Annotated in this window: 9 protein-coding genes; 6 read left to right on the top strand and 3 right to left on the bottom strand. The window is 24.7% G+C overall.

Going from position 1 to position 12179, the window contains the following annotated elements:
* Positions 1-224 precede the first annotated feature (224 nt).
* Both EGD97_RS10090 and EGD97_RS10085 read right to left on the bottom strand, forming a co-directional pair.
* The gene (locus tag EGD97_RS10090) at positions 225-410 is read right to left on the bottom strand and encodes a hypothetical protein (RefSeq protein WP_078683144.1); all 186 of its coding nucleotides are present in this window, start codon (positions 408-410) and stop codon (positions 225-227) included.
* A 12-nt stretch (positions 411-422) separates the two neighbouring features.
* Entirely contained in the window at positions 423-665 is a 243-nt protein-coding gene (locus EGD97_RS10085; RefSeq protein ID WP_078683143.1) for a metal-binding protein, read from the bottom strand.
* A gap of 186 nt (positions 666-851) precedes the next feature.
* Here EGD97_RS10085 and EGD97_RS10080 point away from each other — a divergent pair, with 186 nt between their 5' ends.
* The 5 genes from EGD97_RS10080 to EGD97_RS10060 all read left to right on the top strand — a co-directional run bounded on the left by EGD97_RS10080 (position 852) and on the right by EGD97_RS10060 (position 5418).
* Positions 852-1427, top strand: a complete 576-nt coding sequence (locus EGD97_RS10080; RefSeq protein WP_078683142.1) for a nucleoside recognition domain-containing protein — start codon at positions 852-854, stop codon at positions 1425-1427.
* A gap of 200 nt (positions 1428-1627) precedes the next feature.
* Entirely contained in the window at positions 1628-2086 is a 459-nt protein-coding gene (locus EGD97_RS10075) for a spore maturation protein (RefSeq protein WP_078683171.1), read from the top strand.
* Positions 2087-2269: 183 nt separating this feature from the next.
* Complete coding sequence (locus EGD97_RS10070; protein WP_078683141.1) at positions 2270-2995, top strand: ABC transporter ATP-binding protein; 726 nt, start codon at positions 2270-2272, stop codon at positions 2993-2995.
* On the top strand, positions 2988-4652 hold the full coding sequence (locus EGD97_RS10065; protein WP_078683140.1) for a putative ABC transporter permease subunit: 1665 nt from the start codon (positions 2988-2990) through the stop codon (positions 4650-4652). The genes EGD97_RS10070 and EGD97_RS10065 overlap by 8 nt, the downstream gene beginning before the upstream one ends.
* 181 nt (positions 4653-4833) lie before the next feature.
* Positions 4834-5418 carry a uracil-DNA glycosylase gene (locus EGD97_RS10060; protein WP_127837250.1) on the top strand — a complete coding sequence of 195 codons (585 nt, stop codon included), beginning with the start codon at positions 4834-4836 and terminating at the stop codon, positions 5416-5418.
* 89 nt (positions 5419-5507) lie between these two features.
* Here EGD97_RS10060 and EGD97_RS10055 read toward each other — a convergent pair whose 3' ends face one another.
* Positions 5508-8435, bottom strand: a complete 2928-nt coding sequence (locus EGD97_RS10055) for an insulinase family protein (RefSeq protein ID WP_127837249.1) — start codon at positions 8433-8435, stop codon at positions 5508-5510.
* 338 nt (positions 8436-8773) lie between these two features.
* Between EGD97_RS10055 and EGD97_RS10050 the strand changes: the two genes are divergently transcribed.
* Entirely contained in the window at positions 8774-12061 is a 3288-nt protein-coding gene (locus EGD97_RS10050) for an SNF2 helicase associated domain-containing protein (protein WP_078683137.1), read from the top strand.
* Positions 12062-12179: the final 118 nt, after the last annotated feature.

Below are 12179 nucleotides of genomic sequence, written 5' to 3'. Positions count from 1 at the left end.
GATGAAGACAAGACTTTTTATGATAAGTGTCATGTTGAGTTAACTATTAAAATATTAAAAATAAATCCAGTAGAAGGCTTTGCTATTTACTACTGGATTTATTTTATTAAATTATAAATTATAAATCAAAAATGAATATGGAGATTTTTTAGCGTAAATAAATATGAACAATAAACGTTGAGTAAAATCTAGAATCTATTTTGTATTTTTTAAAAGTATCTCCACTAAAGTATACCTTCAGATTTTAATATGGATTCAAGTTCTTGAAGTTTTTGAGATAAAAAAACAAATTTTTCTTTTACCGTTTCCTTAGAAAAACTTTGCTGACTTAAATTTTTTTCCATAGATTCAACCATTTCTAAAGCCTCATCAATATCTTTTTGAACTATCTTTAAACTATCTTCTTTCATTTGCACTCTCCTTTAGTTTAAATTATTTCTTATTTTTTTCATTCCATTTTCATTTATAAAAGGCGCTGAAAATTCAAATATTTTTTCATGTCCACAATGTGAACAAACACATGCACATAAATCATAAGGAATATCATCAATAAGTGCAATTTGTATATCTTCAGTTAAATAATCACCGCCACATATTTCACAAGGAGTATGGTTTATAACTTTATATTCGCTTTCGATATATTTCATTATATCTCTTAAGGTCATATTTTGCCTCCTATTTAATTCTTAAATTTATATATAAATGGTAGCACTATATAAAATTAAATGCAATAGTAATGAAATACTATCATATAAATAATAGAGAATAAAATAAATAACAGTATTAAAAAAATAAACTATAATTTATAAAACATTTAAGATTATATTAGTCTTTGAAGGGAGCTATGAAATGTGATTAATATTATTTGGTTTTTTATTTTAGCAATTGGAATAATTATTGGATTAATTACAGGCAGAGGAGATATTATATCTAATTCAATTATATCCACAGCTTCATCTACAGTAGATTTTATTATTAAATTATCAGGAATTTTATGTATTTGGTGCGGTGTAATGAAAATTGCAGAAAAAAGTGGATTAACTGAAAATTTAGCTAAGTTTTTAAAACCTATATTAAAATTAATTTTTAAAGATGCTGCCAAAGATGAAAAAGCTATGGGTGCAATTATAATGAATTTGACTGCAAATATGATGGGGCTTTCTAATGCCGCTACTCCTTTTGGAATAAAAGCTATGGAAGAAATGGATAGATTAAATCATAATAAAGGTGTTGCTAGTGATGATATGTCTTTGTTTTTAGTATTAAATGCAGCTTGTATTCAGCTTGTACCAACAACTGTTATATCTGTAAGAGCTGCAAGTGGTTCTCAAAATCCAGGTGGAGTTATTATTCCAGCATTAATAGCTTCAATAATAGCCGCAGTTATGGGCGTAATATATTGTAAAATACTTCAAAGATATTTTTAAAAATAAGTAGTATATAAACAAAGCATTAAAAATAAACAAGGAGAAATTATAATATGATATTTATTAATTATTTAGGACAATTTTTTTTAAAGTCATCAATACTACTTTTTACGAAACTACCTTTTGAAAAAATTTTTTCTTTTGATTATGCTATAAAGTCTATAATAGCTATAATTATATTAATTATTATAGTTTATGGAATGATTAAAGGGGTTAAAGTTTATGAATGTTTTGTAGAAGGAGCAAAAGATGGAATATTAATATGTATTAGAATATTTCCATATCTTTTAGCTATGTTAGTTGCTATTGCTGTTTTTAGAGAATCTAAGGCATTAGATTATTTTATTTTTTTAGTAAAACCATTGGTAAGCATTATAGGACTTCCTCCAGAGATTCTTCCTTTAATATTTATAAAGCCTCTTTCAGGAAGTGGAGCTTTAGGAGTTCTTTCTGATATATTAATAAAATATGGACCTGATAGCTTTATAGGTATGCTTTCTTCAATAATAATGGGTACTACAGAGACAATTTTTTATACACTAACTGTATATTTTGGAGCAGTTAAAATCAAAAAAATAAGACATACTTTATGGGCAGCAATTTTAGCAGATATAACTGCAATAATTGCCGCAGTTACATTGACCAGACTTATATTTTAATTAAAGATTAAGATAAATTAAGATAATTATAGATTTATCTAAAAAATACACATTTTGCAACAATAAACGGTAATTAATACTATATAATACAGATTACCATAACTTGAAAATTGGTATTTTTATATATATAATTATCACATAATTACATATAGTAATAATATTTTTTATTTGGGGGAAATTTATATGATTGAAATTAATAATGTAAACAAAAGTTATAATGGTACTACAAAGGCGGTGAACGATTTAAACTTAACAATACCAGAAGGAGTTATTTTCGGATTTTTAGGACCTAATGGTGCGGGAAAGAGTACTACTATTAAAATGATTACTGGAATTTTAAATAGTGATAGTGGAGAAATAAAAATAAACGGTATAAGTATAAAAGACAATCCAATTGAAGCTAAAAAACAGTTTGGATATGTTCCTGATAATCCAGATATGTTTTTAAGACTTAAAGGACTTGAATATTTAAATTTTATGGCAGATATTTATGAAGTACCAAAAGAAATTAGGGAAGAAAGAATTGAAAAACTTTCTAAAAGATTTGAAATGATAGATTCTTTAAATGATAAAATACAAAGCTATTCTCATGGTATGAGACAAAAAATAGTACTTATTGGAGCTTTAATACATGAACCTTCAGTTTGGATTTTAGACGAACCTTTAACAGGGCTTGATCCTAAATCTTCTTATACATTAAAAGAAATGATGAGAGAGCATGTTTCAAATGGTAAAACTGTATTTTTTTCAACTCATGTATTAGAAGTAGCTGAAAAAATATGTGATAAAGTAGCTATTATAAATAAAGGCAATATATTATTTTGTGGGACTTTAGACGAAATGAGGGAGCATTTTAAGTCTAATGAATCATTAGAAAAGATGTTTTTGGAGTTGACTGAAAATGAGTAAATTTTTAATTTTAACTAAAGTTTTATTAAAAAGCAGTGGAGAAAGTTTAGTACAAAAGGATAAGAAAAAGCTCCCTAAAACTATAGCTTTTATTGTACTTATAGCTATAGCTTTTATACCTATGATTTTTGGTTTTGCAGCTATGGCAAAAGCTTCCTATGAAGAACTTATTAAAATAAATCAAGAAGGATTATTGATTGAATTAGTAATTTCAGTATCTAATTTTATAATATTTATATTTGGATTTTTTTATGTTTTAAATACTTTTTATTTTTCATCAGATATAGAAAATTTATTACCACTACCATTAAAGCCATCTATAATATTAGGATCAAAGTTTACAGTAGTATTAATATATGAATATATAACTGAAATTATATTCTTGCTTCCTATAATGATTATTTACGGAGTTATGAGCAATATAGGTGCTATTTATTATTTATATTTAGCGATAGTTTTTTTTACTTTACCTATTGTACCTTTAGTAATTTCATCTATTATAAGCATTGTAATTATGAAATTTATTCCACTTACCAAAAATAAAGATCTTTTTAAAACTGTTTCTGGTATTTTAGGTCTTGCAATTGGATTAGGATTTAATTGGATTTTTCAAAAATTAGGATCAAGTACCCAAAATACTGAAGATATGATAAATATTATGATGCAGGGAAAAAACTCATTAGTTGGAACTTCAAAAACTATATTTCCAAATACAAAATTTGCAGTAAATTCTATGCTTTATAGTGGAGAAATAAAAGGCTTATTTAACATATTTATTTTTTTATTAATAAATGCAGTTTTTATATTAATATTACTCTTTATTGGGGAAAAAATTTATTTTAAAGGTGTTATTGGTATTTCAGAAACTTCATCAAAGCAGAGAAAATTAAGCAAATATGAAATAAAGAAAAATATTAAAGAAAATTCTATTTTAAGAGCCTATTTAATTAAAGAATTAAAAATTTTATTTAGGACACCAGCTTACTTTATGAATTGTGTAGTAATAAATTTTTTATTTCCTATAATTTTATTTTTACCATTTTTATCTCAACCGGATATGATGAAAGAATTAAGCAAGGTTAGAAATTTATTAAATAGCTCTACTTTATCAGGAATTGTAATTGCAATATGTTTTGGAGTAATTATGTTTATATCTACATCTAATCCAACAGCATCTACAGCTATATCTAGAGAAGGAAAATACATTTTTACATGTAAATATCTTCCGATAAGTTATAAAAAACAAATTATTTCTAAAGTATTATCAGGTGTAATATTAAACTTTATAGGGTTAGCACTTTTAATATTGACATCCTCTATAATATTAAAGCCACCCTTTTATTTAATTATACAGATTACTATATTATCAATAATAATTACATTTTTCACAAATTTTGTAGGTATATTTATAGATTTAATGTTCCCTAAACTATTATGGGATAATGAACAAAGGGCAGTTAAAAATAATATGAATGCTTTAATATCAATGATTTTAGGATTTATAATTTTAGCATTAACTATTGGGGCTGTTGTTTGGCTTAAATTAAATCTATGGACTGCTTTTGGAGTATTGGCTGTTATTTATGGTGCTTTTGATTTAATTTTATATTTTTTATTAACTTCTGTTGGAGTAAAATTATTTAGTAAAATAGAATAAAAAAATCAGCTTTTAAGCTGATTTTTTTATTCTTAGGATATTGTGATATAATAATGTTGTGAAAAAACATAGGGTAATAATGTATAATAAAGTTAGCAATAAGCTGACCAATAGAGAATATAATTACAAGAGAAAGAATGAAAATTAAAAACTCATATTAGTAAATTTTGGAGTGGTTATTGTGCTTAAATGGAAAGAACTCTATGAGCAGTGTAATACATGTGAAAAATGTGAACTGAAAAATAACAGAAAAAATGTTGTTTTTGGAGAAGGAAATTTAAGAGCACCTATTATGTTTATTGGAGAAGCACCTGGAGCAGATGAAGATAGACTTGGTAAACCATTTGTAGGGAAAGCAGGGCAGCTTCTAACAAAAGGATTAACAGCGTTAGATTTATTAAGAGAAAGAGACTATTATATATGTAATGTATGCAAATGCAGACCTGAAAATAATCGAACTCCCTATGATGAAGAAGCTTTAACTTGTCTTCCTTATTTAAGAAATCAGGCAGCTTTAATAAGACCTAAGATTATAGTTTGTTTAGGTTCTGTAGCTATGAAATTTGTAATAAGCAAAGATTGGAAAATAACAAGAGATAGAGGTAAATGGATTGAAAGAAAAGGATGCTATATGATTGCAACATTTCATCCAGCAGCATTATTTAGAGATGAAAGTAAAAAAAAGTTATTTTGGCATGATTTAAAGAGTGTAAGGAAAAAATATGATGAAATTTTAAATAGTAATCAGAATAAATATCAAGAATAAATATACATGGAATTTAAAACTTAAAGAAAACTTTGGGTGGCTTTAGCGGAAAGTGAAAAGGATACAGTTTAATACTGTATCCTTTATATTTATTCAAATACATTTATTATAGATCCGAATATATATTTATTATCTTTAATTTTTTCTTCACTTCCAAGAACACAGAAATAATTTTGATTCATAACATCGGTAATTAAATCAGCAAGATTTTTAATATCCTCTTTAGTAGTATTTAGTATTTCAGTTCTTTCTTTTTGCAAAGATTCATAACTTACATGTCTTATATAATATTCATCTGATACAAGAGCTTTCATTGCAGGTGTCAATGGTGAATCAAGTTCACTTATAGTACCAATTATATATTTTGTCATTTCTCGATTATCTGCATCAAAATTTTTAATAAAATCTCCAGCTTTAGAATAAACATCTAAAGTTTCTTTTAAATTAGGATCTCTATAAGAGCTGAAAACTGTATTACCTCCCCACTGAAAATTAGCAAAGGCACCATAAGCTCCTCCTTGAACTCTAATTTTATTCCATAAATAATCATAGCCTATTATAGTTTTTAAGACTTGCAGATGTCCGTTATAAGAATATCCTAATTCTTTAAAATTATATGCTTTAGCAACATATTGAACTTTAGAAGAAGTCATAAGTCCTTCATTTAATGCACCAAATTCAAATTTATATTCATTATAAGATAAATTTTCGTCATTTAAATTTTCAAATAACGCAGGGAAACTTTCTGCAAAATTTTTATAATATTTATCTTCAGCAGTAAAACTTATAAGAAGATTATTTTTATTAAATATTAATTTAGAAACTTTATTTAAATTTTCTATAATTTCGTTAATCTTATCTTTAAAATTATTTTCTAAATTTACGATAAATTTATAAAAAGATAATCCCATAAGAGTTTCTTCATATTTGGCTATAGGTGAAAAATAAGAACAAACTCTTTTAGCAGCTATAGTATGACCTCTTTGTAACATTCTCATTTCTAATCTTGATTTCATTTCTTGAATTATTTCTTTTAAACGTTTTTCATCGTCGAATTTACTGTGAGTTAATATTTCACCTAATATTTCCATAAGTTTAGGAAGTTTTGTTATTAAAGCTTTAGATCTTACTGAAAATTTAGGATAAAAAATAGTGTTACTTCCACATTCAGAAAAAGCATCTCCAGAAAATCTTATACCGCCAGTATTTATATTTATTATATTTGAAAGCTCTTCATAGCTGTATTTTTCAGTTCCTATTTTGCCAAGCATAGAAGATAATAAACTAATATAAGGCAGTAAATTTTGAGGAACAGTGCTTGAATCAAAATATAAATTTACATATCCTATTCCACTTGTAAATAATGGATGAAAGAGAGTTTTTATTCCTAATAAATCTTTTTCTAAAAGAGGAAGTTTTTCAGCTTTAACTTCAATATCTTTTAATGACAATAAAGGTATAGTTTCTAATATTTCCTGTGGATCAGGAGTTTCTTGTCTTTCTTTTAATTTATGTGTATTTTCAATAATTTTAGAAATTTCAGTTTCTGATAGGCTAGCTTTATAATTTGCAAGTTTTTTTCTAAGTTCTTCATTTTTTTCTTCAGCAAGGCCTTTTTTTGGCTTTATTATAACTAAAGAACGATGAAGATTATTAATAAGATATTTATTTATAAGTTTTTCAAAATAATCTGTTGTAAGAGCTTTTTTTATAGAATTTAAAGCTTCTTGATATTCTAAATGCACAAAAGGACTTTCACCATATAACCAACTGTCCATACATCTTATTCCGTACATTAGTCCTTTAGGGTATCCATTATATTCAGCTTCTCTTAATTGAAATTCTTTAATATTAATTGAAGATTCAATTAGCTTTTTATCTATTCCATTATTTACAAGGGTAGTAAGAGTATCAAATATAACTTTTTTAAAATCTTCAATTTTATTTTCATTAGAATTTTTAACTACTATGCTGAAAGTAGGCTGTAATATACTATTATCATAAGAACCAAATACATCTTTGCCTAAATTAGCATTAATTAAAGCTTTTTTTAATGGAGCTGCAGGAGTTTCAAGCAATAGATGTTCAATAATATCAAAAGCTAAAGATAATTCTTTATCAGTTCCTTTACCTATTACAAAGTTTAAACTTAAAAAAGTTTTATCTTCTTCTTTTTCATTGCAAGAAATAGGATAATTATATATAACTTTTTTTTCTTCAATAAAAGGTTTTTGCTCAGCAATTTCAGAATTTATCTCAAGTTTATTAAAATTATTTAGATATTCTTCATTAATAAATTTTAATTCTTCTAATATGTCCATATCTCCATAAAGAAAAATATAGCTGTTAGATGGATGATAGTATTTTTTGTGAAAATTAATAAATTGCTCGTAAGTAAGTTCTGGTATTACATCAGGATCTCCGCCAGATTCAAAACTATAAGGAGTATCAGGAAATAAAGATTCTTGAATTTTTCTCATAAGTATTGATTCTGGAGAAGAAAAAGCTCCCTTCATTTCATTATAAACTACACCTTTATATGTAAGTTCATCATCTTTATTTTCTAATTCATAATGCCAACCCTCTTGCATCATTATTTCAGGGTATTTATATATGTTAGGATAAAAAACTGCATCAAGATATACATCCATTAAATTATGGAAATCTTTAAGATTTCTGCTGGCAACAGGATACATTGTTTTGTCAGGGAAAGTCATAGCATTTAAAAATGTATTTAAAGATCCCTTTATAAGTTCTACAAATGGCTCTTTTGATGGAAATTTTCTAGAACCACAAAGTACTGAATGCTCAAGTATATGAGTGAGCCCTGTACTGTCTTTTGGAGGTGTTCTAAAACTTATTGAAAAAACTTTATTATCATCATCGTTTTCTAAATGAAATAATTTTGCCCCGCTTTTTTCATGTTCAAAAATTCTTCCTATAGAATTTAATTCTTCAATATTTTTTTCTTCAAGTAATTTAAAACCATTATATGTTTTATTTAATTCAAGTTTCATATATTGTTACTCCTTTCTAAATTTATATAATTATATTCTCCAAAATTTGGTGCAATTATTATATATTTATTATATAACAAAAATTTACTCTTTTTAATAAAATAATAATATTTAACAAATAAATATTAAGTTTTATAAATATTTATTTTATTATTTAAATTTTTTGTTTAAAATATATTAATATAGGTATTTAATATGAAAACTAAATATAGCTTAGTAAAATAAAATAGTTTAAGCAAATAAAAATTTATTTTAAAAATAGATGAGTATTATTTTAATAGGAGTTTATTTTTGAAATTAGATATTTATAATATGCAAAATATAGTTGAGGTGGAATAATGTTTGATATAGATGAAAAACTTATGAAAAAACAAATTGGGGATGTAATATATTCTAGAGGACTTGATTTATATTTAAGAAATAAAGTAAGAAGTATAGACTTTAATATGTATGAATCAAGTAAAGGAAATATTTTGCATATAAAATCATCAGTTGAATCAGCTTATGGAATTAATGTATATGATGTAAATTTAGATATAGAAATTGATACTGGGAATTTACAATATGATTGTAATTGTATTTATACAATAAATAATAATAATATATGTAAACATTGTGTAGCAGTATTATTAAAATGGAATAGAGAAAAAGAAGAATTAATGAAAAGAAAAGGTACAGTAATTTCAAAGGATGTTGACGAAATAATTGAATATTTTAAAAACAATATTATAAACAATTCAGATAAAATTAATAAAAGGGAACTGGATTTAGATATAAAATTTGAAATAAATAACTTTAATGAAGAAACTTTTAATTCAATTGAATTAAAGGTTGGTGAAGGCAAAACATATGTTATAAAAAATATAAAAGAATTTTTATCTGTAGCAAAAAATAAACATAAAGTTATTGAATTTAGCAAAAATTTTATTTATGATCCTGAAATATTTGATTTTAAATACGAAGATAAAAAGATTATTGATTTACTTGTTGAAATATATGAAATGGATGAATTTATATCATCACTTGATAGAAATAGATTTTTAGGTAAATTTAAAGGAGTGTTTTCGGGTAAAAAAGTTTTTTTGAATGATACTCAGGTAAAAAAGCTTTTAGATTTAATGAAAGGTAAAAAATTTCATATTATTATAAATGATATTAATATGGAAAATGTAGTTATATTAGAAGAAGATATTCCTTTAGAATTTGATATTAAAATAAATAGTAATGGATTAATTATTAAGCAAAACAATGATATTCCAATTCCTATAACAAGAAAAGCAGAGTATTTTTTTTATAAAAATAATATATACAAGCCTAGTGAAAATCAGGCTAAGACATATATTCCTTTTTTTAATGAAGTTATAAATTCTTCAAATAAAAGTATGGTTTTTAATAAAAAAGATATAGAAAAAGTAGCAGCATATGTTATACCTAATTTAAAAGAGATAAGTAAAAATATAAATATTGATGAATCGTTAAAAAAAGATTTATATAGAGAAGATCTTAAAACTACTATATATTTTGATAAAGTTGAAGAATCAATATTATGTGATGTAATATTTAATTATGGTGATATACAAATAAATTCTTTAAATGAAAATTATAAAAATAATGATAATAAAATTTTAATAAGAAATATAAAAGAAGAATTAAATTTAATAGCGTTATTAAAAAGTATAGGATTTGAAGAGGAAAGATATAAGTATGCTCTTAAAGATGAAGAAAAAATAATTCAGTTTTTAACAGAAGATATAAATAAACTTCAGGAATATGCAGATATTTATTATTCTGAAAGCTTTAAAAATATGAAAGTCTATACTTCTTCAAATATTAAGTCTAGTATAAAACTTAACGATGAAGATCTTTTAGAATTTACATTTAATATAGATGGAGTAGATAAAAAAGAACTTAAAAACATTTTAGAAGCAATAAAACAAAAGAAAAAATATTATAAACTTAAAGAAGGCAATTTTGTGTTTCTTGAAAATGAGGAAATTCAAGATATAGGAAATATGGTAGAATATCTTGATATAAAAGCTTCAGATTTAGAAAAGCAAAAGGTTTTGCTTTCAAAGTATAATGCCTTTTACATAGATGAAAAATTAAAAAATAGTAAGATTTCAATAGAAAAAAATAAAAAATTCAGAGAACTTGTAAATACTATTAAAGAAGTAAAAGATATAGATTTTACCCCTCCTAAACATTTAGAAAGTATAATGAGGGACTATCAAAAATTTGGATTTAAATGGCTTAAAACATTGGCTGCTTGTGGATTTGGAGGTATATTAGCAGATGAAATGGGGCTTGGGAAAACACTTCAAACAATTGCATTTATCGAATCGGAAATAGAAGAAAATAATGAAAATAAAAAGCCATCTTTAGTAGTAGCACCTACTTCTTTAATATATAATTGGGAAAATGAAATAGAAAAATTTGCACCGAACTTAAAAGTTTTAGTTCTTTCCGGGAGCAAAGAAGAAAGAGAAGAAAAAGTAAAAGAAATAGAAAAATTTGATATAGTTATAACTTCTTATCCTCTTATAAGAAAAGATATAGAAAGTTATAAAAATATAAAATTCAGATATTGTATAATAGATGAAGCTCAGCAAATTAAAAATCCTTCTTCTGTTAATGCTCAATCAGTAAAAGATATAAAAGCAGATGGATATTTTGCATTAACAGGTACTCCAATAGAGAATTCACTTATTGAATTGTGGTCTATTTTTGATTTTTTAATGCCAGGTTATTTACTATCTAATAGAAAATTTTCTCAAAAATATGAAATACCTATAGTTAAAAACAAAGATATGAAAGCATTAGAAGAACTTAATAAACATATAAAGCCTTTTATTTTAAGAAGGCTTAAAAAAGATGTTATAAAAGAGCTGCCGCCAAAGATTGAACAAAAACTTGTAGTAGAGATGTCAGAAGAACAAAAAAAGCTTTATGCAGCTTATATTGAAGACGCTAAAAATGATATTTCTAAAGAAATAAAAGAAAAAGGTTTTAATAAAAGTAAAATTAAAATATTATCAACGTTAACTAGGCTTAGGCAAATCTGCTGCGATCCATCTGTGTTTGTAGAAAATTTTAATGGAGAAAGCGGAAAGATGGAAGCATTAGATTATCTTCTTGAAGAAAGCATTATAAAAGGCCATAGAATTTTATTATTTTCTCAATTTACTACTGTATTAAAAAATATTGCTAAAAGATTAGATAATAATAAAATTGATTATATGTATTTAGATGGGCAAACAAAGAGTGAAGAAAGAGGAAAAATGGTTAAACAATTTAATGAAGGAAAGGGAAGTGTATTTTTAATTTCTCTAAAAGCTGGGGGTACAGGGCTTAATTTAACAGGAGCAGATGTTGTTATTCATTTTGATCCTTGGTGGAATCCTGCAGTTGAAGATCAAGCTACAGATAGAGCACATAGAATAGGCCAAAAGAAAACTGTAGAAGTAATTAAAATTATAGCTCGTGGAACTATAGAAGAAAAGATATATAATATACAAGAAAAAAAGAAATCTATAATAAAAAATGTTATGAATGATGAGCAAAATGTTGAAGAAAATTTAATATCACAAATGACACAAGAGGAAATTGAAGAACTTTTTAAAATATAAAAAGTAATTTTTTAAAAATATATTAAAAATTGTTGACAAAAAAATTAATAGATGATAAACTATAAAAGCTGTCAGATGACAGCGAAATGATTGGTCTTTGAAAATTAAACAGAGAATA

Source organism: Clostridium prolinivorans, assembly GCF_004011155.1.
Lineage (GTDB): Bacteria > Bacillota > Clostridia > Clostridiales > Clostridiaceae > Clostridium_AT > Clostridium_AT prolinivorans.
The sequence above is the reverse complement of the archived record's forward strand: the minus strand, read 5'-3'. Positions and strand labels throughout refer to the sequence as shown.

Excerpts from the sequence above, each read along its gene's own strand:
- EGD97_RS10055 (WP_127837249.1), bottom strand. The coding sequence starts at position 8,435 with ATGAAACTTGAATTAAATAAAACATATAATGGTTTTAAATTACTTGAA.
- EGD97_RS10070 (WP_078683141.1), top strand. The coding sequence starts at position 2,270 with ATGATTGAAATTAATAATGTAAACAAAAGTTATAATGGTACTACAAAG.
- EGD97_RS10050 (WP_078683137.1), top strand. The coding sequence starts at position 8,774 with ATGTTTGATATAGATGAAAAACTTATGAAAAAACAAATTGGGGATGTA.
- EGD97_RS10090 (WP_078683144.1), bottom strand. The coding sequence starts at position 410 with ATGAAAGAAGATAGTTTAAAGATAGTTCAAAAAGATATTGATGAGGCT.
- EGD97_RS10085 (WP_078683143.1), bottom strand. The coding sequence starts at position 665 with ATGACCTTAAGAGATATAATGAAATATATCGAAAGCGAATATAAAGTT.
- EGD97_RS10075 (WP_078683171.1), top strand. The coding sequence starts at position 1,628 with ATGATTAAAGGGGTTAAAGTTTATGAATGTTTTGTAGAAGGAGCAAAA.
- EGD97_RS10065 (WP_078683140.1), top strand. The coding sequence starts at position 2,988 with ATGAGTAAATTTTTAATTTTAACTAAAGTTTTATTAAAAAGCAGTGGA.